This is a genomic window from Microbispora bryophytorum (genome assembly GCF_006874465.1).
GTDB lineage: Bacteria > Actinomycetota > Actinomycetes > Streptosporangiales > Streptosporangiaceae > Microbispora > Microbispora bryophytorum.
In genome coordinates this window covers 68,319-92,075 of sequence record NZ_VIRL01000015.1, presented here as the reverse complement: position 1 = coordinate 92,075, position 23,757 = coordinate 68,319, and the positions used below count along the sequence as shown (strand labels likewise).

The 23,757-nt window shown below is 71.3% G+C and carries 21 protein-coding genes and 1 pseudogene; 12 read left to right on the top strand and 10 right to left on the bottom strand.

Features of this window, described 5'->3' with window-relative positions; all coding sequences use genetic code 11:
• Positions 1 to 143: 143 nt before the first annotated feature.
• Together FLX07_RS24660 and FLX07_RS24655 are read right to left on the bottom strand one after the other, a co-directional pair.
• Positions 144 to 1,229 carry a lysylphosphatidylglycerol synthase domain-containing protein gene (locus FLX07_RS24660; protein WP_142573842.1) on the bottom strand — a complete coding sequence of 362 codons (1,086 nt, stop codon included), beginning with the start codon at positions 1,227 to 1,229 and terminating at the stop codon, positions 144 to 146.
• 88 nt (positions 1,230 to 1,317) lie between these two features.
• Positions 1,318 to 2,130, bottom strand: a complete 813-nt coding sequence (locus tag FLX07_RS24655; protein ID WP_142573840.1) for a PIG-L deacetylase family protein — start codon at positions 2,128 to 2,130, stop codon at positions 1,318 to 1,320.
• A gap of 167 nt (positions 2,131 to 2,297) precedes the next feature.
• Here FLX07_RS24655 and FLX07_RS24650 point away from each other — a divergent pair, with 167 nt between their 5' ends.
• Entirely contained in the window at positions 2,298 to 3,416 is a 1,119-nt protein-coding gene (locus tag FLX07_RS24650) for a glycosyltransferase family 4 protein (protein WP_142573838.1), read from the top strand.
• 290 nt (positions 3,417 to 3,706) lie between these two features.
• On the opposite strand, the gene cysS is transcribed toward FLX07_RS24650, so the two are convergent.
• On the bottom strand, positions 3,707 to 5,062 hold the full coding sequence (gene cysS / locus FLX07_RS24645) for a cysteine--tRNA ligase (RefSeq protein ID WP_142573836.1): 1,356 nt from the start codon (positions 5,060 to 5,062) through the stop codon (positions 3,707 to 3,709).
• Positions 5,063 to 5,188: 126 nt separating this feature from the next.
• Here cysS and FLX07_RS24640 point away from each other — a divergent pair, with 126 nt between their 5' ends.
• Positions 5,189 to 5,932 (top strand): DUF427 domain-containing protein, encoded by a 744-nt coding sequence (locus FLX07_RS24640; protein WP_142573833.1) that lies wholly within the window; start codon positions 5,189 to 5,191, stop codon positions 5,930 to 5,932.
• 19 nt (positions 5,933 to 5,951) lie between these two features.
• On the opposite strand, the gene FLX07_RS24635 is transcribed toward FLX07_RS24640, so the two are convergent.
• Positions 5,952 to 6,239, bottom strand: a complete 288-nt coding sequence (locus tag FLX07_RS24635) for a hypothetical protein (RefSeq protein WP_142573831.1) — start codon at positions 6,237 to 6,239, stop codon at positions 5,952 to 5,954.
• 237 nt (positions 6,240 to 6,476) lie between these two features.
• On the opposite strand from FLX07_RS24635, the gene FLX07_RS24630 reads away from it, so the two are divergent.
• The 5 genes and pseudogenes from FLX07_RS24630 to FLX07_RS38885 all read left to right on the top strand — a co-directional run.
• Entirely contained in the window at positions 6,477 to 7,973 is a 1,497-nt protein-coding gene (locus FLX07_RS24630; RefSeq protein WP_223853869.1) for an NsdA family TPR-like regulatory protein, read from the top strand.
• Between the two features lie 16 nt (positions 7,974 to 7,989).
• A complete protein-coding gene (locus FLX07_RS24625; protein WP_223853868.1) occupies positions 7,990 to 8,934 on the top strand; it encodes an aminoglycoside phosphotransferase family protein in 945 nt (314 codons plus the stop codon).
• A gap of 211 nt (positions 8,935 to 9,145) precedes the next feature.
• Complete coding sequence (locus tag FLX07_RS24620; RefSeq protein ID WP_030511616.1) at positions 9,146 to 9,349, top strand: cold-shock protein; 204 nt, start codon at positions 9,146 to 9,148, stop codon at positions 9,347 to 9,349.
• Positions 9,350 to 9,485: 136 nt separating this feature from the next.
• A complete protein-coding gene (locus FLX07_RS24615; protein ID WP_223853867.1) occupies positions 9,486 to 11,156 on the top strand; it encodes an alpha-amylase family protein in 1,671 nt (556 codons plus the stop codon).
• 81 nt (positions 11,157 to 11,237) lie between these two features.
• Positions 11,238 to 11,732 (top strand): annotated as a pseudogene (locus tag FLX07_RS38885) (DUF998 domain-containing protein); the annotation flags it as partial.
• Between the two features lie 81 nt (positions 11,733 to 11,813).
• Here the strand turns inward: FLX07_RS38885 and FLX07_RS24605 are convergent.
• A complete protein-coding gene (locus FLX07_RS24605) occupies positions 11,814 to 13,196 on the bottom strand; it encodes a dihydrolipoyl dehydrogenase family protein (RefSeq protein ID WP_142574027.1) in 1,383 nt (460 codons plus the stop codon).
• Positions 13,197 to 13,300: 104 nt separating this feature from the next.
• Positions 13,301 to 14,278 (bottom strand): malate dehydrogenase, encoded by a 978-nt coding sequence (locus FLX07_RS24600; protein WP_142573824.1) that lies wholly within the window; start codon positions 14,276 to 14,278, stop codon positions 13,301 to 13,303.
• 412 nt (positions 14,279 to 14,690) lie between these two features.
• Between FLX07_RS24600 and FLX07_RS24595 the strand changes: the two genes are divergently transcribed.
• Positions 14,691 to 16,568: a glycoside hydrolase family 6 protein gene (locus tag FLX07_RS24595; protein ID WP_142573822.1), complete on the top strand. Its 1,878-nt coding sequence runs from the start codon at positions 14,691 to 14,693 to the stop codon at positions 16,566 to 16,568.
• A 102-nt stretch (positions 16,569 to 16,670) separates the two neighbouring features.
• Here FLX07_RS24595 and FLX07_RS36620 read toward each other — a convergent pair whose 3' ends face one another.
• From FLX07_RS36620 to FLX07_RS24585, 3 genes are all read right to left on the bottom strand, one after another.
• Positions 16,671 to 16,847, bottom strand: coding sequence for a hypothetical protein (locus FLX07_RS36620; protein ID WP_167748377.1), 177 nt, complete (start codon positions 16,845 to 16,847; stop codon positions 16,671 to 16,673).
• A gap of 84 nt (positions 16,848 to 16,931) precedes the next feature.
• Positions 16,932 to 17,897 carry a 2,3,4,5-tetrahydropyridine-2,6-dicarboxylate N-succinyltransferase gene (gene dapD / locus FLX07_RS24590; RefSeq protein WP_142573820.1) on the bottom strand — a complete coding sequence of 322 codons (966 nt, stop codon included), beginning with the start codon at positions 17,895 to 17,897 and terminating at the stop codon, positions 16,932 to 16,934.
• A 19-nt stretch (positions 17,898 to 17,916) separates the two neighbouring features.
• Positions 17,917 to 18,060, bottom strand: coding sequence for a DUF397 domain-containing protein (locus tag FLX07_RS24585; RefSeq protein ID WP_142573818.1), 144 nt, complete (start codon positions 18,058 to 18,060; stop codon positions 17,917 to 17,919).
• 133 nt (positions 18,061 to 18,193) lie between these two features.
• Here FLX07_RS24585 and FLX07_RS24580 point away from each other — a divergent pair, with 133 nt between their 5' ends.
• The 4 genes from FLX07_RS24580 to egtD are packed head-to-tail and all read left to right on the top strand — an operon-like array spanning position 18,194 to position 22,333.
• Positions 18,194 to 19,318: a glutamate-cysteine ligase family protein gene (locus FLX07_RS24580; RefSeq protein ID WP_142573816.1), complete on the top strand. Its 1,125-nt coding sequence runs from the start codon at positions 18,194 to 18,196 to the stop codon at positions 19,316 to 19,318.
• On the top strand, positions 19,315 to 20,625 hold the full coding sequence (gene egtB, locus FLX07_RS24575) for an ergothioneine biosynthesis protein EgtB (protein ID WP_229689718.1): 1,311 nt from the start codon (positions 19,315 to 19,317) through the stop codon (positions 20,623 to 20,625). The genes FLX07_RS24580 and egtB overlap by 4 nt, the downstream gene beginning before the upstream one ends.
• Before the next feature lie 4 nt (positions 20,626 to 20,629).
• Positions 20,630 to 21,331 (top strand): ergothioneine biosynthesis protein EgtC, encoded by a 702-nt coding sequence (gene egtC, locus FLX07_RS24570; RefSeq protein ID WP_142573815.1) that lies wholly within the window; start codon positions 20,630 to 20,632, stop codon positions 21,329 to 21,331.
• A 9-nt stretch (positions 21,332 to 21,340) separates the two neighbouring features.
• Positions 21,341 to 22,333, top strand: coding sequence for an L-histidine N(alpha)-methyltransferase (gene egtD, locus FLX07_RS24565; RefSeq protein ID WP_142573813.1), 993 nt, complete (start codon positions 21,341 to 21,343; stop codon positions 22,331 to 22,333).
• Here egtD and FLX07_RS24560 read toward each other — a convergent pair.
• Positions 22,298 to 23,644 (bottom strand): sensor histidine kinase, encoded by a 1,347-nt coding sequence (locus FLX07_RS24560; RefSeq protein ID WP_167748379.1) that lies wholly within the window; start codon positions 23,642 to 23,644, stop codon positions 22,298 to 22,300. The genes egtD and FLX07_RS24560 overlap by 36 nt on opposite strands.
• Positions 23,645 to 23,757: the final 113 nt, after the last annotated feature.

The following is a 23,757-nucleotide window of genomic DNA, read 5'->3' as shown; positions in this document are numbered from 1 at the left end:
TGCCTGCCGGCCGCCGCTGGTCGTCCTATCCCAGGCGTCACCGTATGCGCGCCCGCGAAGGGGCACAAGGCATTCACCAACCCGGACATCCTCACCTTCTCGCCCCGCGAGTTTAGGAGATCGGCGCAGTTACTCGCAGTTGATCAGCGGACCCGGGTGCGGTGCGGGGAGGCGGCCGTTCCCGCCTCCGCGTTCGCTGCGCGGGCCCCCCGCCTGCGCAGCAGGGCCCACCCGCCGAGCGCGAGCCCGCCCCAGGGGATCTCGATGGTGTAGGTCCAGAAGCCGAACAGCACGGCGGCCGCGGTAGCCCCGCCGGCGGGCTGGCCGAACGCCCCGATCAGCAGCGTGGCGACGCCCCCCTCCATGATCCCCGCTCCGCTGGGCGTGACCAGGGCGGTGGTGAGGACGCGGCTGAGCGCGAAGACGGCGACGGTCTCGGCCGGCCCCGGGTACGAGTCGGTGGCGACCAGGCAGGCGGCCATGATCAGGCACTGCAGGGCGAGGAAGGCGACCATCCCGAGCGACAGGCCCGCCCACCGGCTGTGGATGATGTCGGCCGTGTCCCTGCGCAGCCGTTCGATCGCCGCCGACGCCGCGTGCTCCGCCGGACGGAACCGCCGGGGCGCGAGCCGTACGAGCCCGTCGAGGACGCGGCCGAGGACGGCGGCCGCGCGGTCCCAGTACAGCGCCGTGGCGACCACGGCGACGAGGACGAGGATCGAGACGGCCCCGGCCCAGCCCGCCTTGGTGACCGTGGGATCGGTGGTCTCGCCCGCCATCAGCAGGCACACGATCCCCACGGCGGGCAGGATGAACCGGAACAGCGAGTTCCAGATGCCGGTGACCAGCGTGTAGACGACGATCGGCCGGTTGGCGAAGCCCCAGCCGCGGGTCATGCCGAACGTCAGGGCCACGCCCGCCGCCCCGCCGAACGGCAGCAGATTGCTGACCGCGCTTCCCGCCGCGTTGAGCGTGAGCGCCTGCGTGTGCGTGAGGCCGGGCAGCGCGGAGGTCATCACGAAGGTGTAGGCCCACAGGCTCGCCAGCCACAGGACGGCCATCAGCGCGATCATCTGCCACCCGAGACCGCCGAACCGGTGGCCGATCTCCGTCCAGCTCACCGTGGCGCCGGTCAGCGTGTGCACGATCTCCGGGAGATAGAGCACCAGCGCCGCGGCCAGCCCGAGCGACACCACAGACAGCGTGATCTGCAGCCACTTCCTGTTCACCCGCGTACGCCCCCAGTCCGGTGTCGGTCCCCTCCAGTCTGCCGGGCCCGGGGGGCGGCGGAATCCTCCCGGCGGAGGATCACGACCCTCAGGGGGTGGCCTGCGGGCTGCCGTCGAAGGGATGCCGCAGGCGGGTGCCGCGGGGCAGGCCGCGGCGTACGTACCACTCGGTGCCGAAGACGAAGCGGTAGGCGAACCCGGGGATCTTCAGCATGGCGCCCAGCGTGCGGTCGCCGTCGCCGCCGGTGGCCTGGCTGGCGTGGGCCGCCATCGCCGCCCGCTTGGCCTTGGCGTACTTGCGCACGTTGACCCGGTGGGTGATCGCGTCCCGGGGCGAGTAGGCCCGTTCGAAGCTCCGCACGTCGATCGCCGGGTAGAACCGGGAGGCCAGCCGCACCCCTTTGAGCAGCAGGTCGCGGTCGACCGTCGCCTCAAGCACGATGGGCGTCCCGGCGATCTCGGCGGCCCGGCTTCCGACCCGGTAGACCTGCACGTGGTCGGGGTGGCCGTAGCCGCCGGCCGGGTCGTAGATCGTGAGCAGGTCGGCGGTCTCCTCCTTGAGTACCGAGGCCAGCGCCTGCGCCGCCTCCTCGATGTCGGCGTCGATGAACGCGTTGTCCGGCCGGTCGTCGGCCACGCCGCCGTCGATGGCCAGGCCGGAGTCGCCGTAGCCGAGCAGCACGACCCGGGCGCAGCCCAGGGCCGCGGCAGACCGGTGCAACTCGTCCATGCGGGCTCTGGCCAGCTCCTCGCCGTGGGGGAGCTCCGCGAGGCCGCGCTCGCCGGCCGTCGCGACGACGAGCACCACGCGATGCCCCTCGTTGGCCAGCATGGCCATGGTCCCGGCGGTCAGCAGCGCCTCGTCGTCGGGATGGGCGTGGAAGAACACCGCCGTCCTCATCGCGCCCCACGGAACGTCGTCATCGCGTGCTCCACTCGTCAGGCCACTCGCGGCCAGTTCCGCCCATGATCCCACGTGGCCCGGGTCGCGTGACGTCGCCCTCCCTGTGACCAGTCGGGACAGGCGTGCGGTTTGATGGGCGTGGCGCGCTCTGCCAGGCTGAACCGGTGAGGATTCTTCACGTCAGCGACTGCTATCTGCCGCGCCTCGGGGGGATCGAGGTGCAGGTCGCCGACCTCGTCAGGGCCCAGCGGGAGGCGGGCCACACGGTCGAGGTGGCGACGGCGACGCCGGGCGAGCGGCTGCCCGGGGTGCACCGGGTGGTCGCGAACCTCCCGTTCGACCTGCCGGTCCATCCGCGCGGCACGGCCCACCTTCTCCGGATCATGGCGAGCGGACGTTTCGACGTGGTGCACGTTCACACGGGGGCGGTCTCGCCGTTCGCCTGGATGGGAGTGCGCGCGGCGGTCCGGTCCGGGCTGCCGGTGGTCGCGACCGTCCACAGCATGTGGGATCCGGTCACCCGGGGCGTCTACCGGGCGCTGCAGGCGGCCTTCGCGTGGCGGCGCTGGGGGCTGGTCCTCACCGCCGTCAGTGAGGCCGCCGCGCGCCCCATCCGCGCCGTGGCCGGGCCCCGCGTGCCCGTACAGGTGGTGTCGAACGGCCTGGACGTGACCTCGTGGCGGCCGGGGCCCGACGCCGTACGGGACGCCGGGGACGGGCCGGCGGACGGCGTCGTCCATGTGGTGGCGGTCGGCAGGCTGGCGCCGCGCAAGCAGCCGTTGCGGCTGCTCAAGCTGCTGGAGACGGTGCGCAACAGGGTGCCGAGGGACATCGCGATGCGCGCCACGATCGTGGGCGACGGCCCGGCCCGCGGGCGCATGGAGCGCTACCTGCGGACCCGCCGGATGGGCTGGGTGTCGCTGCCGGGCAGGTACAGCCGGGAGCAGATCAAGGACCTGCTGGCCGGGGCCGACGTATTCGTGGCTCCGGCTCCGCGTGAGTCGTTCGGCCTGGCCGCGCTGGAGGCCCGCGCGGCCGGCGTGCCGGTGGTGGCACGGGCGCAGAGCGGCGTGGCCGACTTCGTCAGGCCGGGAAAGGAGGGCCTGCTGGGCCGCACGTTCGACGATCTCGTCGCCTCGGTCGCGCGACTGGCCCGCGACTCCGCCCTGCGTCAGTCGATCGCCGAGCACAACAGGGAGACCGAGCCGGTCCGCTGCTCCTGGCCCGCGGTCCTGGAGGGCTTCGCCCACTGCTACGAGCTGGCCAGGGGCGTGCCCGGTTAGTAGGGGAGGACCCTTCCTGAGGGGGTGCGCAGGTCGACCGGAGCGGGAGTTCTCGGTGGCCGCGGTCGCGGCACGATCTGCACCTTCTTCATCGGGGCCCTCCTTTCGGCGGTGTCCGTCAGTTGGTGCCGTCATGATTCCCATGAATCGGCCGAAATTATCCTCCGCGCGTCAGTTCTTGTTCTTGTAACATGCGCCCGCCGGTCATCCGCGCGTCGCCGGCGGCCCGTCGGGGCGACGCGTCACGCCGTGGTCGTGTCCGTGCTCCAGGGAGCCCGGACGACCAAGATCTATCTGATAAGCGCGGGGTGCTCGATTTGGCGCCGTTTAGCGAGCGCCCTCTCGATGTGCTGCTCGGTGATCCGCGCACGCTCGTGATCTCCCTGCCGGGCGCTGGCGGCGGCGAGATTCCGGACCACCCGGAGCACGCCCCCGGCGACTTCCTGGAGATGCGATTCCCGATGCCAGCTGTCGTTGAGCGGATCCAGGCCGAGCACATTCAGCATGGCCCGGACCGTGCGGCATTTCCCGGCCGCCCTCCGGTGATCTCCGGACGCCAGTGCGGCGTTGCCCTCGGCCACCGCGCCGTGGACGGCCGCGAGGGCCTGCGGCACGTTCAGGTCGTTGTCCATGGCCTCGCTGAACTGCGGGGGAAGGGACGCGGCGGCGTCTGAGGCCACCCGCAGCACGAACCTCTCGATCCGCCGGAAGGCGGCCGCCGCCTCGTCCAGGGCGTCGGGGCTGAATTCCACCGGCGACCGGTAATGGGCGGCCGCCAGGTAATAGCGGAGTTCGGCCGGCCGTACGCGGTCGAGCAGGGCCGGGACGGCCAATGGGTTGCGGAGATGTTTGCGTATCTTCTCGCCCCGGTGCGTCACCGGTCCATTGTGCAGCCAGAAGCGTGCGAACGAATCCCCGGCGGCCCGCGACTGGGCCATCTCGTTCTCGTGGTGCGGGAATATGAGATTGGCTCCGCCGCCGTGGATGTCGAATTCCGTGCCCAGATATCTGCGGGCCATCGCGGAGCATTCCAGGTGCCACCCCGGGCGCCCGTCGCCCCAGGGTGAGTTCCACACCGGCTCGCCGGGCTTGGCGCTCTTCCACAGCGCGAAATCGCGCGGGTCGCGCTTTCCGTGCTCGTTGTCCTCGGCCGCTCGCAGATGCCTTGTCTGCTGCCGGGAGAGGGACCCGTAATGCGGGTAGGAGCCGACCGAGAAATAGACGTCACCGTCGGACTCGTAGGCGTGCCCTGACGCGACGAGCTGCTCCACCATCTCGATCATCTCCGGGATGTGTCCCGTCGCCCGCGGCTCCACGCTGGGCGGAAGGCATCCCAGGGCGGTGTACGTGCGGACGAAGGCGCGGTGGACGGGATCGGTGATCCGCCACCAGGGAACTCCCTCGGAAATGGCCCTGTGGATTATCTTGTCCTCGATGTCGGTGACGTTCCGGCAGAGCAACACCTCGTATCCACTGCTTTTCAGCCAGCGGTGCAGGATGTCGAAATTCACCTGAGATCTGAGCTGTCCCAGGTGTGGCGGGACGACGACGGTGGGACCGCAGAGATAAATCGACACCGTTCCGGGAATTCGGGGGACGAAATCGCGGAGGGCGCGGCGATGTGTATCGTGAAGGCGAAGACCCACCTAGCCGAGGGTAAGCGACTTATCCGCTCGCTGTCGATAGCGCGGGCCGGCCCCGCCCCGCACACCGGGAAATGGCGATTGTGAGGCCGGGGAATAAGGACGATCCGCCCGTCGGTTGGCGCAGGCATGGAGGAGACGAAACGGGGCCGTGTCCGGGTGGAGACGACGGCCAAGCGCGTGCGCGTCTACGTCGGGGGGCGGGCGGTGGCCGACACCACCCGGGCCCTGCTGGTCTGGGAGGTTCCCTACTACCCGGCCTACTACTTCCCGGCGGACGACGTCCGGGTGGAGGAGCTGAAGGCCACCGGGGAGACGCGGCACTCGCCCAGCAGGGGCGAGGCGGCGGTCCACGACGTGGCCGGCCGGGCGGGCGCCGCCCTGGTGTACGGAGACGACGCGCCGCTGGAGCAGATCCGGGGCCACGTCCGGTTCGACTGGAACGCGGTGGACAACTGGTTCGAGGAGGACGAGGAGGTCTTCGTCCACGCCCGCGACCCGTACACGCGGGTGGACATCCTGCCCAGCTCGCGCCACGTCCGAGTGGAGGTGGGCGGCGTGACCGTCGCCGACTCGCGCGGCCCGCGCATCCTGTTCGAGACCGGTCTGCCGCCGCGCTACTACCTGCCGAAGACCGACGTGCGGCTGGACCTGCTGCGCCCGTCCGAGACCGTCACGCACTGCCCGTACAAGGGCCGCGCGGTGTACTGGTCGGTCGGCGAGGACGAGTCCGGCAGGGACCTCGTCTGGTCGTACCCCACGCCGCTCCCGGAGTCCCAGAAGATCGCCGGGCTGGTCGCCTTCTACGACGAGAAGGTGGACGTGTACGTCGACGGCGTCCTCCAGGACCGCCCGAAGTCGAAGTTCGCGTGACCCCCGGCGATCCGGCGATTCAGCGGCGGATCACGTGGAGGACGCTGGCGATGCGTTCGGCGGCGGTGACCACGTCGGAGGCGTGCCCGATCCGGCCGGCCCAGGACAGCCAGTACCACCACTCGCCGTCGCCGCCGCTGGAGGCGAGCACGTCCTCGGCCATCGTGGGCTCCATGGGGTTGACGACGCGCAGACGTGGATAGAGGCCGGCGGGCGCCGTCAGGCGCACCTGGAAGGAGTGGGCCTCGAGCTGCGCGGCGAGCCGCTCCAGGTGGTCCATCGCCTCGCTGCGTTCTACCGTCGTCATGGTCAGCCTCCGGAACGTCAGGACCTATCACCGGAAAGGGTGAACCCGCAACGACCCACCGGCAATCGCCCCGATCTCCCGAAACCGTGCAATAACCAGGTAACCCACCGGGATTCCGTGGAAGACACGCGGGTTCGCGAACACGAAGGCATAACAGTCCCGGGGGTTGTGTGCCTGCGCGTTTACCTTGGGGAAACAACCTGAACGGGGATCGGTTCACCACTGGAGGGCGTGCACATGGCCCGCGGAGAGCACTCACCCGCTTGCGCGCGTCGCTGGCGCGAACAGGCACAACTACGGCAGTGGACGCTCTGGCAGACGGTCCAGGCGATCCACGGGTGCTGCGGCGTCAGCCTGCTGAAGGCGCACAGGCTCGGCCGCGGGTGGTCGGCCCGGCAGGCGATCGAGGAGCTGGAGCACCTGTGCGAGCAGCAGAACCTCGGCCACCCGCGGGCGAGCATCGACCTGCTGAACGCCTGGGAGAACAACCGGGCCCGCCCGCGCCCCCAGACCATCGACCTGCTGGCCCGGCTCTACCGGGGCAACGCCGTACGGCTCGGCCTGGCCGCCGACTACTGCGAGGACCAGGGCGGGCAGAAGATCGTCGTCGTGGGCCCCGGCCAGACCGCCGAGCAGGCCAGGGCCGAGGACCCGGCCGCCGACGACGCGGAGCGCCGGGCGCTGTTCCACCAGGCGATGCTGATGGGCACGCCGAGCGGCCGGTTCTTCGCCGAGGTCGAGGGCCTGCGCCACGACCTCGACCGCACGCTGGCCGCGGGCACGGTGAACGAGGACCAGCTCGACCGGCTGGACGAGCAGGTGCTGCGCTACCGCAGGGAGTACATGACGACCCCGCCGACGCCGATGCTCAGCCGGGTCATGCTGGAGATCTCCGACGTGCGCCGGCTGAGCGCGGTCCGCCAGCCGTCGTCGGTGCAGCGCCGCCTTCTCACCGCGACCACGATGCTCACTCTGCTCGCCGCCGACGCGCTGATGAAGCTGGGCGACACCCGCCAGGCCCACGCGTGGTACGGCACCGCCCGCGCCGCCTCCGACGACGTGGGCGACCTGCGGCTGCGGGCGCTCGTGCGGGCCCAGCAGACCATGCTCCTCTACTACTACGGCGACCTGAACGAGACGGTGCGGCTGGCCCGCGAGGCGCGGATGCTGGCCGGCTCGGCCCCCAGCTCACCGGCGGCGCTGGCGGCGGCGGCCGAGGCCCGCGCGCTGGCCAGGATGGGAGACGGCAAGGCGGCCAGGATCGCGCTCGCCGAGGCGGAGCAGATCTTCGCCCGCATGCGCGGCATCAGCCAGGACGACCTGGCCTTCGTCTTCACCGAGAAGCGGATGAAGTTCTACCGCACCGGCACCCTGATCGAGCTGGGGGACGCCCAGCAGGTGCAGGGCATCGACGGGTTCCCTCCGGGTTTCCAGACCATCGACCCGGCGCTGATCCTGCTCGACCAGGCGAGCCACCTGGCCAGGCACGGCGACCACGAGGAGTCGTGCAGGATCGCCGCGGAGGCGCTGCGGCAGGTGCCCGCCGAACACCGCACCTCGATCGTCGTCACCCGGGCCAGGGCCCTGCTGGCGGACGCCGACCCCGCGCTGCCCGCCGTACGGCGCCTGCGGCGGGTGCTGTCGGAGTCGTCGCCCACGCTGGCACTCAGCGGGCTGTTCCCGGCTGCGGACCTCGCCGTCGCCGAGACCGCCGAGCCCGCCGAGAACGCCTGAAACCGCCATGAGGACGATGGAGACGGCACCGCTGGCGGAGGAGGCGTTCCGGGTCCTGCGCGAGGTCTGCGCGAAGATCGGAATAGACGCCCGGGGCGCGCGGCTCCTGCGGTTGCGCAGCAACGCGGTCTTCAAACTGAGCGGGAACGCTGTCGCCGGCAACAGAGCGGCCGGGAACAGAGTGGCCGGCGGGGAGATGGTGGTGCGGATCGCGACCGCGCCGGACGCGCTGACCCGGCTGCCGGTGGTCGTGGAGGTCGCCCGCTGGCTCGCCGACCGGGGCTTTCCGACCGTGCGGCCCGCCGACGAGGTCGACCAGCCGATCGTGCACGACGGCCGGGTGGTCACCTTCTGGCGGTACGTCCCCTCCCGCGGCCGCCCGACGACCCGGCAGCTCGGCCGGGTGCTGCGCAGCCTGCACCGCGAGCCGGTGCCGCCGGTGGGGCTGCGGACGCTCACCGACCCCCTCGCCGAGGTGCGGCACGCGGTGGAGCACCGGGCCGAGGTGCTCACCGACACCCAGCGGTCCTGGCTGAGCGACCGCATCGAGGAGCTCACCGGGCGCTGGCGCGACCTGGACACCGGCTCGCCGGTACTGCTGCACGGCGACGCCTGGATCGACAACCTGCTGCGCTGCCAGGACGGGCACGTGGTGCTGTGCGACTGGGACGGCGTGGCCGTCGGTCCCCGTGAGTGGGACCTGGTGCACACCTACCACGGGCAGCGCCGCTTCGGCCTGTCGGCGTCCGACGTGGACGAGTTCGCCCGCGCGTACGGCTCGGACCTGCGGCTGTGGCCCGGCTACGGCACGCTGATGGAGGTGCGGGACATGTACGCCGTGGGCATCCATATCCGGAACGCCTCCGGCGACCCGTTCTCCCGGCAGGAGCTGCCCCGGCGGCTCGACTCGCTCACGCGCGGTGACGGGCACGCTCGCTGGTACATGGCGGCACCGGCATAGCCTCGGGTAATCGCGGGTACTGTCCGTACAGGCTGTGAGTGTCGCAGTGGACAATCCCTGAAAACATGGTTTGTAAAAAGCGCACCCGGGTTCGCCCCGGCGGCGGATATGCGCGCATTTCAGCGTCTCACGCGGTCGCGCGACGAATCCGCTACGCAGCCTCATGCTCCCGACCTGGGAACATGGCGTAGCTTCCAAGAAGGAGAAGCAGTTGTCTGAAGGCACCGTCAAGTGGTTCAACGCCGAAAAGGGCTTCGGTTTCATCGCTCCGGACGACGGCACCGCTGACGTGTTCGTTCATTATTCGGCGATCACTTCGAACGGTTATCGGACGCTGGACCAGAACCAGAGAGTCAGCTACGTGACCGTTCAGGGAAACAAGGGACCGCAGGCCGAACAGGTCACGCCGCTCTAAGACGTGACTCACGGTGACATCGCGGCTGTGACCGGCCGCGCCGGCGGTACCGCATCGGCCCGCGCCGCTCCGGCGGCGCGGGCCCGATGTTTTACCCTCCCTTTGCCGGGCATCGGGAACGGTCATGAGACTGAGCATGACCTCCGATCTGTGGTGGAAGAACGCGGTCGTCTACTGCCTGGACATCGAGACCTTCGCCGACGGCAACGGCGACGGGATCGGTGACTTCAGGGGGGCGATCCAGCGCATCGACCATCTGGACCGGATGGGCGTGACGTGCATCTGGCTGATGCCGTTCTTCCCGACGCCGGACAAGGACGACGGCTACGACATCACCGACTTCTACAACGTCGATCCACGCCTGGGCACGCTCGGCGACTTCGTGGAGTTCATGCGGGTGGCCAGGGACCGCGGCATCAGGGTCATCGCCGATCTCGTGGTCAACCACACCTCCGACAGACATCCCTGGTTCAAGGAGGCGCGCTCCAGCCGGGACTCCCGCTATCGGGACTGGTACATCTGGTCCGACAAGCCGGAGCCCGACGATCCCAAGGGCATCGTCTTCCCCGACAAGGAGGACAGCCTCTGGGAGTACGACGAGAAGACCGAGCAGTACTACTACCACCGGTTCTACCGGTTCCAGCCCGACCTGAACACCGCGAACCCCGAGGTGCAGGACGAGATCTCCCGGATCCTCGGGTTCTGGATGGAGCTGGGCCTTTCGGGCTTCCGGATGGACGCCGTGCCGTTCCTCGTCGAGCAGGTCACCGACAGCGGCGATCTGCCCGACCCGCACGAGTTCTTCGCCTGCCTGCGGGCCTTCCTCAGCCGCCGCGACGGCAGCGCCATCCTCCTCGGCGAGGTGAACCTGCCGTACGACGACCTGGTGCGATACTTCGGCAACGATCTCGGCGACGAGATCACCATGTGCTTCGACTTCATCACCATGCAGCGGACGTACCTGTCGCTGGCCCGCAACGACGCCGGCCCGCTGGCCGCCGCCCTGCGGGAGCGCCCCAAGGCGCCCAAGGACTCCCAGTGGGCGACGTTCGTCCGCAACCACGACGAGCTCACGCTCGACAAGCTGAACGACGCCGAGCGCGAGGAGGTCTTCGCGGCCTTCGGCCCGGACAAGGACATGCAGCTGTTCGGCCGGGGCCTGCGCCGCCGCCTGCCCACGATGCTGGGCGGCGACCTGGAACGGATCAAGATGGTCTACAGCCTGCTGTTCTCCCTGCCGGGCACCCCGGTGCTCTTCTACGGCGAGGAGATCGGCATGGGGGAGAACCTGGAGCTGGAGGGCCGCCAGGCCGTCCGGACCCCCATGCAGTGGACCCCGCACCGCAACGGCGGTTTCAGCGACGCCGACCCCTCCAAGGTGCAGATCCCCATGCCCACCGGGGAGTACGGACCCGAGAAGGTCAACGTCAGCGCGCAGGAGCGCGACCCCGACTCGCTGCTGTCGTGGATCACCCGGCTGATCCGGCACTACCGCGACTGCCCGGAGTTCGCGTGGGGCGAGTACACCGTGCTCGACGCCGGCGTGGACGCCGTGTTCGCCCACCGGGCCGACTGCGACGGCGAGACGGTCGTGGCCGTGCACAACCTCGCCGAGACCGAGGTCGAGGTGGAGATCACGCTGGACGGGCTCGACTCGTCCAAGGTGCTGACCGACCTGCTGGTGGACGGCACGGTCGAGATCTCCGACTCCGGGCGGGCCCGTTTCCCCATGGGCGGGTACGGCTGCCGCTGGTTCCGCGCCTCCACCCCTGAGACGGCCCCGGCCGATTCCGCCGACGTCTCCTGAGATCCCTAGGGGATCCCTCAGGGGCGGCTCGGGTGGATCTCCGATGGGCCCGCGCCCTCCCCGCGGCCACAGTGAAGAGCCATGGGGATGGTCTTGGGATACGCACTGGTGGCACTCGGAGCCACCGCGATGCTCGCGTTACATCTGGTGGGCGGGCTCGACCCGCTCACGGCGACGATCAGCCAATATTTCTACGCGCCGCAGGGCTGGCTGCTGCCGGCCTCGCTGACGTCGATCGCCGTGGGCTCGGCCGTGCTGGCCGTACGGCTGGACCGGCTGGGGCGGCTGGAACGGCGCGCGACGCTACTGGTGGGCATGTGGAGCGCCTGCCTGCTGCTGGTGGCCGGGTTCCCGACGGACCCGCTGGGGCTGCCGCTGTCGCTCTCCGGCAACATCCACCGCTATGCCGCCTTCGTCGCCTTCGCCAGCCTGCCGGTGGCCGGGCTGCTCGTCGCCCGGGCCACCCACTCGCGCCTGGTGCGCGCGCTGTGCGCCGTCGCGCTCGGCTCGCTGCTCCTCGTGGTCCTGCCGTACGCCTTCCAGATGCTGCATCTCGATCCCGGGGCGGTGCCGGCCGGGCTCACCCAGCGCATCACCGTCGTCTCCGACATGGCGGCGCTGGTGGCCCTGTCCGTGTCGGCGGCGAGGCCGGTTCCGTCACAGGTCCGCCGCGTACGCCTGGCCGCCGAGCGCTTCGAGCGCGTCCTCGATGGCCCGGTGGAAGGTCGGATAGGCGTACATCATGTGCCGCAGCCGCGCCGTGGGGATCTCGTTCTGCACCGCCACCACGAGGGCGCCGAGCACCTCCCCGCCGGCCGGCCCGGCGCTCGTGGCGCCGACCAGCACGCCGCGCCGCGCGTCCTCCACCAGCTTGACGAAGCCCTCGTGCCCGGCCCCGTGGATCCAGCCCCGGGCCGACTCGCTGACGGAGGCGATGCCCGTCCGCACGTCGATCCCGGCCTCCTGGGCCGCCCGCTCCGTCAGGCCGACCGAGGCCACCTCGGGGTCGGTGAACGTGACCCGGGGCACCGCCCGGTAGTCGGCCGGCGGGCCGCCCTCGCCGAGGATGTCGCGGGCGGCGATCCTGCCCTGGTAGACGGCGACGTGCGTGTACGCCCCCCGGCCGGTGACGTCGCCCACCGCCCACACGCCGTCGGCGGCCCGCATCCGTCCGTCCACGGCGACGAACCGGGCGTTCTCGTCGAGGCCGGCGTCGCCGGCGCCGATCGCGGCCAGGTCGGTGCTGCGCCCGGTGGCGACCAGCAGCCGTACGGCGCGGAGGGTCCGGCCGTCCTCCAGCGTGAGCGTGAAGCCGTCCTCGTCGTGCCGCACCCGCTCGGCCGCGACGCCGGTGTGCGTTTCGAGGCCCTCGCCGGCGAACACCCTGGCCAGCAGCACGCCGGCCTCCGGCTCCTCCTGCGCGAGCAGGCGGTCGGCGGCCTCCACGACCGACACCCGCGTGCCGAACCGGGCGAACACCTGGGCGAGTTCGCAGCCGACCGCCCCGCCGCCGAGCACGATCAGCGACTCGGGCACCTGCCGCGTCGCGACGGCGTCCCGGTTCGTCCAGTACGGCGTGCCCTCCAGGCCGTCGATCGGGGGGATGGCGGGGCTGGTCCCGGTGGCGAGGACGATCCCGCGCCGCGCGCGTAGCACCCGGCCGTCCACGGTCACCTCCCGCGGCCCGGTGATCCGGCCGCGGCCACGCACCAGGTGGACGCCCGCGCTCTCGAAATGCTCCGCCCTGGCGTCGTCGCTCCAGCCGTCGGTGGCCTCTGCGCTGATCCGCTCGATCACCGGGGCCCACCTGGGGGAGACCCGGACCGAGCCGGCCATGCCGGGCACCCGCCGCGCCTCGGCCAGCAGTCCCGCGGCGCGCACCATGATCTTGGAGGGGACGCAGCCCCAGTAGGCGCACTCGCCCCCGATCAGACCGGCCTCCACGCCGGCGACGCTGAGGCCGGCCTCGGCGAGCCGTCCCGCGACGTCCTCACCGCCGGGTCCCAGCCCGAGCACCACCACGTCGTACATCCCGTCCATGCCCGTCAACTGCCCAGGCAGGCGGAGCCGTACCACGCGCGGGGAACCCGGGACGACGCGAGGGGCGGGCCCGTGCGGGCCCGCCCCTCGCGTGTGCGCGATCGTCAGATGAGACCGAGAGCCCGCACGGCGTCGCGCTCCTCGACCAGCTCGTTCACCGAGGCGTCGATCCGCTCGCGGGAGAACGCGTCGATCTCCAGGCCCTGGATGATCTCCCAGCGGCCGTTCCGGGACACCACCGGGAAGGAGGAGATGAGACCCTCCGGCACGCCGTAGGAGCCGTCGGACGGGATGGCGGCCGAGGTCCAGTCGCCCTCGGGGGTGCCGTTCACCCAGTCGTGCACGTGGTCGATCGCCGCGTTGGCCGCGGACGCCGCCGAGGACGCGCCGCGCGCCTCGATGATGGCGGCGCCGCGCTTGGCGACGGTCGGGATGAAGGTGTCGCGCAGCCACTCCTGCTCGACCTGCTCGGCCGCGATCTTGCCGCCGACCTCGGCGTGGAAGAGGTCCGGGTACTGCGTGGCGGAGTGGTTGCCCCAGATCGTCATCTTCCTGATCTCGGCCACCGGCACGTTCAACTTGGCCGCGAGCTGCGACAGCGCGCGGTTGTGGTCGAGGCGGGTCATCGCGGTGAACCGCTCGGCCGGCACGTCGGGGGCCGCGGACTGCGCGATGAGCGCGTTGGTGTTGGCGGGGTTGCCCACGACGAGCACACGGATGTCGTCGGCCGCGTGCTCGTTGATGGCCCTGCCCTGCGGGCCGAAGATGCCGCCGTTGGCCTCGAGAAGGTCGCCGCGCTCCATGCCCTTCGTCCGCGGGCGGGCGCCGACGAGCAGCGCGACGCTGGCGCCGTCGAAGGCCTTGGCCGGGTCGTCGGAGATCTCGATGCCCTGCAGCAGCGGGAACGCGCAGTCGTCGAGCTCCATCGCGGTGCCCTCGGCCGCCTTGACGGCCTGTGGAATCTCCAGAAGGCTGAGCTTCACCGGGATGTCAGGCCCGAGGAGCTGGCCCGAGGCGACGCGGAAGAGCAGCGCGTAACCGATCTGGCCGGCTGCGCCGGTGACGGTCACTTTGACGGTCATGACGATCCCCATTCGCGATATGTGTGACTCACGGATGTTACCCGCCGGCCCGCATCCCCTTGTGAGCAGGGAGGGGCGGTGTTCCCCGCATCGCCTTCCGGGGCGCGCGCATCCGCCGGGTCGCACCGGCGTGTCCGGTTTCCCGCCGCCGCACGTCGGGAGCGGTCTGGACGGGGATATCCGGCCCCTGGCCACGCGTTTCGCTGCGAATGGGTGAAACTTTCACGAAACACGCAGGTGACTTCAGCCGTAACGGCGCGACGGAATCCCTGCTCGGACGCCGGGTGAACGCCGGGGCGCGACTTATCCGCACATCCGCCCTTGACGCGTCTCTGTACGGCGCCGGAGGTGGTGCCTATGGTTCGTGGGAGCGCTCCCAAGCGCAGAATTCATCGCCAGGAGGACCTTCCCAATGAGATCCACCCCCCGACCGGGAGCCGTGAGCTCCACGGTGCGCCGCGGCCTGGTCGCGGCGGCCGTGCTCGCGCTCGGTTCCACGGCGGCCGTCGCAACCGCCACCTCGGCGAGTGCCGCGGTCTCCTGCAAAGTCAACTACTCCGCCAGTGAGTGGCAGGGCGGCATGTCCGTCAACCTGACCATTCAGAACCTGGGCGACGCCCTCAACGGCTGGACCCTCGCCTTCACGTTCCCGAACAGCGGCCAGAAGGTCAGCCAGGGCTGGTCCGGCAACTGGAGCCAGTCGGGCAGCAACGTGACCGTGACCGCCATGGACTGGAACAAGTCCCTGTCCACCGGCGGCTCGACGAGCATCGGCTTCAACGGCACCTGGTCCGGAAGCAACCCGGCGCCGACCGACTTCAAGATCAACGGTGTGTCCTGCAACGGCACCCCGCAGTCGCCGTCGCCGTCGCCGTCGCCCTCGGCCTCTCCGTCCGCCTCGCCCTCCCCCAGGGTCTCCCCGTCCGCCTCTCCCTCGCCGCGGGTCTCCCCGTCGGCCTCGCCCTCTCCGAGGGTCTCTCCGTCGGCGTCCCCCTCCCCGTCGTACTCGCCGCAGCCGCCCGGGACCCACGTGGACAACCCGTACGCCGGCGCCACGGGCTACGTGAACCCGGACTGGTCGGCCAGCGCCAGGTCCGAGCCGGGCGGCTCGCGGGTGGCCAACGTCTCCACGGCGGTCTGGCTGGACCGCATCGCCGCGATCAGCTCCGGTTCGGCCGGCAACAACAGCATGGGCCTGCGTGACCACCTCGACGAGGCGGTCGAGCAGGACGCGGCCAACGGCAGCGCGCCTCTCACGATCCAGGTCGTCATCTACGACCTGCCGAACCGCGACTGTTCGGCGCTCGCCTCCAACGGCGAGCTGAAGGTCTCGCAGAACGGCCTCGCACGGTACAAGAGCGAGTACATCGACGTGATCGCCGGGATCATGGCCGACTCGAAGTACTCGAACCTCCGCATCGTGACGATCATCGAGCCCGACTCGCTGCCGAACCTGATCACCAACGTCAACAACTTCCAGGCGTGCCAGGAGGCCCAGTCCTCGGGCGCCTACGTCCAGGGCGTGCAGTACGCGCTGAACAAGCTGCACGCGATGAGCAACGTGTACACCTACGTGGACGCGGCTCACCACGCCTGGCTCGGCTGGGACACCAACTTCCAGCCGATGGTGAACCTCTTCCACCAGGTCGCCACCGGCACCACCGCCGGTGTGAACAGCATTGACGGCTTCATCGTCAACACGGCCAACGCCTCCGCGCTGACCGAGCCGTACTTCAACATCAACACCACGGTGAACGGCCAGTCGGTGCGCCAGTCCCACTGGATCGACTGGAACTGGTACGTGGACGAGTCGTCCTTCGCGACCGGTCTCCGCAACGCCCTGGTGGCGAAGGGCTTCCCGAACACCATCGGCATGCTGGTCGACACCTCCCGCAACGGCTGGGGCGGCTCGGCCCGTCCGACCGGGCCGAGCACGTCCACCAACGTGGACACCTTCGTCAACGAGTCGCGCGTCGACCGCCGGATCCACGCCGGCAACTGGTGCAACCAGTCCGGCGCCGGTATGGGCGAGCGGCCGAGGGCGAACCCCGCCACCGGTTTCGACGCCTACGTCTGGATCAAGCCGCCGGGTGAGTCCGACGGTGCCAGCTCGGCGATCGAGAACGACGAGGGCAAGGGCTTCGACCGGATGTGTGACCCGACCTACACCGGTAACAGCCTGAACGGCAACAACATGTCCGGTGCCCTGCCGAACGCTCCGGTCTCGGGCCACTGGTTCTCCGCCCAGTTCCAGCAGCTCATGCAGAACGCCTACCCGCCCCTCTCGTAACACGAGGCGCGAGTGACAGCGGGCCCCGCCGCATCCGCGGCGGGGCCCGCCCCTGTTTTCCGGCCCTGTTTTCCGGTCCTTGTTCTCCGGCCATGGGGCCGGTCAGGAGTAGTGGTTCGACCTGCTGCTCCGGGTGAGCTTGAACACCACCGACACGATCAGCGCGATCGCACCGATGATCAGAACCCACTTCAGGGCGCCGAAGAGGAGCCCGATGACGGAACCGAGAAGGAAGAACCCGACGATGACGGCGGCGGCGATGAGGAGAATGCGTCCCATGCCTTCACCGTACGGTCCGCCCTCCCGCCGTTCCCAGGGCTGAAGCCCAAGTTCAGGGCAGACTCAGGGTCATCTCAGGGTGGGTCAGTCGTTGGCGTGCAGCGCCGCGTTGAGCTCGATGCCCCTGCTGTCGCGGGACACCGCCTCGACCGCTCCTGTCGTCGAGTTGCGGCGCAGCAGCAGACCCGACTTGCCCGACAGCTCCCTCGCCTTCACGACCGTCCCGTCCGGCAGCGTGACCTTGGTGCCCGCCGTGACGTACAGCCCGGCCTCCACCACGCAGTCGTCGCCGAGCGAGATCCCGATGCCGGAGTTGGCCCCGAGCAGGCAGCGCTCGCCGATCGAGATGACCTCCTTGCCGCCGCCGGACAGCGTCCCCATGATCGAGGCGCCGCCGCCCACGTCGGATCCGTCGCCCACGACGACCCCCGCCGAGATGCGGCCCTCCACCATGGAGGCGCCGAGCGTGCCGGCGTTGTAGTTGACGAAGCCCTCGTGCATGACGGTGGTGCCGCTCGCCAGGTGGGCGCCGAGCCGTACGCGGTCGGCGTCGGCGATCCGCACCCCGGCCGGCAGCACGTAGTCGACCATCCGGGGGAACTTGTCCACGCCGTACACGGTCACCGGGCCCCGGGCGCGCAGGCGCAGCCGCACCTCCTCGAAGCCCTCCACCCTGCACGGGCCGTGGTTGGTCCACACGACGTTGGCCAGTAGCCCGAAGATTCCGTCGAGGTTGAGCGCGCGCGGCCGGACCAGGCGGTGGGACAGCAGGTGCAGGCGCAGGTACGCGTCGTGCGCGTCGGTCGGCGGGGCCGACAGGTCGGCGATGCCGGTGCGCACGGCCACGACCTCGACGCCCCGGGCGGGGTCGGGGCCGACCAGGTCCGCCATGCCCTCGCCGAGGTCGTCGCCCGCGATCGGCTCGGTGCCCACAGCCGGGGGCTCGCCCAGCGCCGGGAAGGGGAACCAGGTGTCCAGCACGGTGCCGTCCGCGGCGATCGTGGCGAGGCCGATGCCGTACGCACCCGAGGTGGAGTCGAAAGCTGTCATGTGCACCTACGCTACCGGCTCACGGAGGGGCGTTCCGGGGGCGGACGACGCCCGGCTCGCAGGCGTAACGGACGGCCTGGACGCGGTCGAAGGCGCTCCACTCGCTCGGAGTGAAGGCCAGGACCGGGCCCGAGCGGTCCTTGCTGTCCCGTACGGCCACCATGGGCTCTCGTCGACGTCAGCGGTGACCTGTGTCAACGCGCCGTTTCGGTGGGTTTCAGGTTGAAAGGGGGCATTACGGGGAAAGTTGACTCGGCACGACTGAGTCACGTAAACATCGGCCCGTTGGGGGGCGAATGACCGACGTGCAGAGGTACGCGCGGGACTGTTTCCGCGGGGTCACCTCCGACCGGTTGGGCGTCGAGCTGGAGTTCCTGGTCTTCGACGCGGACAACCCCGCCCTTCATGTCCCCATCGCCCGGACCGCGAGCGCGCTCCCCGCCCTTCCGGGCGGCAGCCGGGTGACGTTCGAGCCCGGCGGGCAGCTCGAACTGTCCGCCCCGCCGGACGTCCTGCCAGCCGCCGTCGCGAAGCTCGCCGCCGACGTCGACGCCGTACGGCTCGCGCTCGCCCGGGCCGGGCTGCGCCTGGGCGGCCGTGGCCTGGACACCCTGCGCCCGCGCCTGCGGCAGTTACGAGAGCCCAGATATGAGGCGATGGCCGCGGTCCTGGAGCGGCCGCACGGCCTGACGATGATGTGCTCGACGGCGTCGATCCAGGTCAACCTGGACTTCGGCGAGGATCACCACGCCCGCTGGGAACGGGCCCACGTGCTCGGCCCGGTGCTGGTCGCGGCCTTCGCCAACTCGCCCGCCGACGGGTGGGCCTGCGGACGCCAGGCCGTGTGGGGCAGGCTCGACCCGAGCAGGACCGCGCCGGTCGCGCAGAGCGGCGACCCGGCCGGCGACTGGGCGCGCTACCTCCTCGACGCCCGCCTGATGCTGGTCCGGGAGGCCGGCGGTCTCCGGCCCGTCCTCGACGGCTCGGCGTTCCGTGATTTCGCCCGCGTGGCCGGGCGGCCCCCCGGGCATGCCGACCTCGCCTACCACGCCACCACGCTCTTCCCGCCTGTACGGCCCCGGGGCTGGCTGGAGGTGCGCTACCTCGACGCGCAGGGGGCCACCGAGTGGCCCGTGTGCGTGGCCGTCGTCCACGCGCTCGTCACCGACGACCGGGCCGCCGGGATCGCGATGGAGGCGGCCCGGCCGAGCGCCCACCGGTGGGCGGACGCCGCCCGTCTCGGTCTCGCCGACCCCCACCTGCGCCGCTCCGCCTCGGTCTGCTTCGCCGCCGCCGCCGAGGCCCTGCCCCGCCTCGGGGCCGAGCCCTCGCTGGTCGCCCGGGTCCGCGCGTTCGCCTCTCGGCACATCGAATCCGGCCGATCGCCGGCCGCCGACCAGATGGAGGAGATGTTCGCGTGACCGATCTCGACGCGGCCCTGGCTGCCGCCGGCCCGACCGGCCTGAAGGAGCGGATCGCGGCCGAGCTCGCCGCCGTACGCGAGCGGTCGCTCGCCTACACCGACGCCGACGACGACATGCTCGTGCGGCAGCACTCGCTCCTGATGTCGCCGCTGGTCTGGGACCTCGCCCACGTCGGCAACTACGAGGAGCTGTGGGTGCTGCGCGAGGTGGGCGGCATCGAGCCGCTGCGCCCGGAGATCGACCACCTCTACGACGCGTTCAAGTATCCGCGCAAGGACCGGCCGTCGCTCCCGCTGCTTGACCCGGCCGAGGCGAGGAAGTACATCTCCGGCGTGCGCGGCCGGGTGCTCGACGTGCTCGACCGGGTGGACCTGACCGCCCCCGACCCGCTGCGGTCCGGGGGTTACGTCTTCGGGCTGGTGCTGCAGCACGAGCACCAGCACGACGAGACCATGCTCGCCACGCTCCAGCTGTCCCGGCGGCCAGGCCTGGTCCGCGACGGGGAACTGCCGCCCGGCCGGCCCGCCGCCGATCCCGAGGTGCACATCCCCGCCGGGGTCTTCACGATGGGCACCGACACCGTGGCCTGGGCCTACGACAACGAGCGGCCGGCCCACCGGCTGTACCTGCCGGGCTACCGGATCGACCGCCACCCCGTCACGAACGGGGCCTACCTGGAGTTCGTCGAGGACGGCGGCTACCGCGACCCGCGCTGGTGGCTGCCGCAGGGCTGGGAGTGGGTCGAGCGGAACGGCGTGGAGGCCCCGCTGTTCTGGACGCGCGACGGCGACGTCTGGTGGCGGGTCCGGTTCGGCCGGGAGGAGCCCGTGCCGCCGGAGGAGCCGGTGCAGCACGTCTCGTGGTACGAGGCGGACGCGTACGCCCGCTGGGCGGGCAAGCGCCTGCCGACCGAGGCCGAGTGGGAGAAGGCGTGCGGCGGCCGCACCTACCCCTGGGGCGAGGCCGACCCCGGCCACCACGGGCGCTGGGCCAACCTCGGCCACCGCGCGGCCCGGCCCGCCCCCGCCGGGGCCTTCCCGGACGGCGCGAGCCCCTATGGCGTCGAGCAGCTCATCGGGGACGTGTGGGAGTGGACCGACTCCTGGTTCCAGCCCTATCCCGGCTACCGGTGCTTCCCCTACGAGGAGTACAGCAAGGTCTTCTTCGGGGAGACCCACCGGGTGCTGCGCGGCGGATCGTGGGCCACCCATCCCTCCGCCGTCCGCACGACCTTCCGCAACTGGGACTACCCGTTCCGGCGGCAGATCTTCGCCGGGTTCCGCTGCGCCCGCTCGGAGGAGTGAGGAAATGTGCCGCCACGCGGCGTGGCTGGGCCCCGCGCGGTCCCTGACCACGCTCATCAGCGACCCCGAGCACGGCCTGCTGCGCCAGTCGTACGCGCCGCGCCTGCAGAAGTACGGCACGGTGAACGCCGACGGGTTCGGCTTCGGCTGGTACGACGGGTCCCGGCCCGTGCGCTACCGCCGTACGGTGCCCGTCTGGGCGGACGCCAACCTGCCCGGCCTCGCCGCGGCGGCCCGCTCGACCTGCCTGATCGCGGCGGTGCGGTCGGCCACGGCCGGGATGCCGATCGAGGAGACGGCCACCGCGCCGTTCGCCGACGGGCCCTGGCTGCTCAGCCACAACGGCAGGGTCGGGCGCGAGGCCGTCCGGCCCCTCGCGGCCGACGCGGAGAGCGTGTGCGACTCGGCGTGGCTCGCCGCGGCCGTGTTCACCCGGTTGCGGGACGGCCTGCCGCTCGCCGACGTCCTGCCCGCCGTCGTCGGCGCGGCCGCCGAGGGCGATCCGGAGGCCCGGCTCAACCTGCTCGTCACGGGAGGTTCCCACCTGGCCGCGGTCGCGTGGGGCGACACGTTGTTCACCCACCTGGAGGAGGGGGTGCTCGTCGCGAGCGAGCCGCTGGACGACCGGCCGGGCTGGCGGGCGGTGCCCGACAGAAGCCTGCTGCTCGCGTCCCCCGACGGCGTTTCGGTGACACCCATCGATTGAGAGGCGACCATGAGCGTCACGGACCATCTCGGCGGCGACTACCTGCGCCAGGCTCTGGAGAGCGACGTACGTGCCGGGCTCACCTCGTCACCCAAGTGGCTGCCCCCCAAGTGGTTCTACGACGCGGCGGGCAGCGAGCTGTTCTCCCGGATCACCCGGCTGGCGGAGTACTACCCCACCCGGCGCGAGCTGGAGATCCTGCGCCGCCGCGCCGTCGACGTCGCCGGCCTGAGCCGCGCCGACACGCTCGTCGAGCTGGGCTCGGGCACCAGCGAGAAGACCGTGCTCCTGCTCGACGCGCTGGCCAACGCGGGCACGCTGCGGGCCTACACGCCGGTCGACGTGGACGACGTCACGCTGGAGGCGGCGGCGGAGCGGCTCGCCGTACGCTATCCCGGCCTCGACATGCGGCCGGTGCGCGCCGACTTCGAGCAGCACCTGGCGCTGCTGCCGAGGACCGGCCGGCGGCTGGTGGCCTTCCTCGGCGGCACGATCGGCAACCTCCCGCCCGCCGCGCGGGAGGTGTTCCTCAAGGAGCTGCGCGCCACGCTGCGGCCGGGCGACACCCTGCTGCTCGGCACCGACCTGGTGAAGGACAGGGGGCGGCTGGTCGCGGCGTACGACGACCCGGGAGGTGTGACGGCGGCCTTCAACCGCAACGTGCTGCACGTGCTCAACCGGGAGCTGGACGCCGGTTTCGAGCCGGAGGCGTTCGAGCACGTCGCGCTGTGGGACGAGGACAACGACTGGATCGAGATGCGGCTGCGGGCCACCCGGCCCATGAAGGTCCCGATCGGGGCGCTCGGCCTCACGGTCGCCTTCGCCGAGGGCGAGGAGATGCGCACGGAGATCAGCGCCAAGTTCCGCAGGGAGGGCGTGCTCGACGAGCTGTCCCGGGCCGGGTTCGCGGTCTGCCGCTGGTACACCGACGGCGCCGCCGACTTCGCGGTGACCCTGGCCGCGGTGTCACCGGCTGAGCGCCTGCCCGGCGCCCACGGGTGACACGCCCGCGGGCAGCGGCAGGCGCAGGACGAAGCGGGCGCCGCGTGGGGAGTCCTCGACGCGCAGCGTCCCGTGGTGCGTGTCCGCCGTGACGCGGCAAAGGGCGAGGCCCAGCCCGGTGCCCTTGGGGTCGCGACGGCGGCCTTCCTTCAGACGGACGAACGGCTCGAAGACCCGCTCGCGGTCCTCCGGCGCGATGCCGTCGCCGTCGTCGAGCACGGTGACGACCGCCTCGCCCCCGGCCCGCCCCACCGTGACGTCGACCCTGCTGCACGCGTGGCGCTGGGCGTTGACCATCAGGTTGGTCAGCACGCCGCACAGCTGGACCCGGTTGCCGAGGACGGTCACCTCGTCCTCGACATCGACGTGCACGGGCACGCCGTCCGTCCGGGCGGCGGCCTCCTCCCGCGCGAGCGCGCCGAGGCTGACCAGTTCGGGTTCGCCTGTCGCGGCCGTGCGGACGCGGGCGACCGTGAGCATCTCGTCGATGATCGCCTGGCACCTCTCCGTGGTGCGCACCGCCGTACGGATCGTCTCGTACGGATCGGTCTCCTCGCGGTAGAGCAGGGCCTCCTCCAGCTGCGTGCGCAGCCCGGCGAGCGGGCTGCGCAGCTCGTGGGAGACCATCGAGGCGAAGTGCTTCTGCTGGCGCACCGAGGTGTCGAGGTGTTCGAGCAGGTGGTTGGAGGCCCGCGCGAGTTCGGCGATCTCGTCGCGCCCGGACGGCTGGGGGACGCGCAGGGTCAGGTCGCGGACGCTGATCTCGGTCACCCTCTCGCGAATCTCCCTGACCGGGCGCAGCGTGCGGCCCGCGACGCGCCAGCTCGCCCAGGTCCATCCGGCGGTCATCAGCAGCACTCCGATCCCGATGAACAGCTCCAGCCGTCGCGAGGCCAGGAGGCCGGGCTCGGTCCTCCCCGCGTAGACGGCGTGCGGCTCGCCGTCCCAGAACAGCCGGGACTGCATCGGCAGGACCCGTACGGCGGTGAGCACGACGCACCGGCCCTCATCCGGGCAGTCGATCCGGTACTGCAGCGGGTCCTGGCCCGTGGGGAAGGGGGTGGTCAGCGGGGGCAGGCCGCGCGCCGCCCGGCTGGCGGTGATCACACGGTTGCGGGAGTCGACGAGCTGCACCAGGTCCTTGTGCCCGGCGGGCGGCTCGGGGACGCCGCCGGAGCCCATCGAGGAGATCCAGTCGGTGGCCACCCGCTGGGTTTCCATGAAGAGGTGGTCGTGGATCCGGTTGCGGATGGCGATGTCCAGGCTGAAACCGATCACCGTGAGGAAGACGAGGGAGAGGACCGCGCTCATCAGGGCGGTCCGCGCCTGGATCGAGCGCGGGCGTAAAAGGGAAGGCATATGCCGGCCCGCCATGACCCCTCCGTTCGTGTCCGTTGTGCAATGCTCAGGAAAAGAATGTTAAT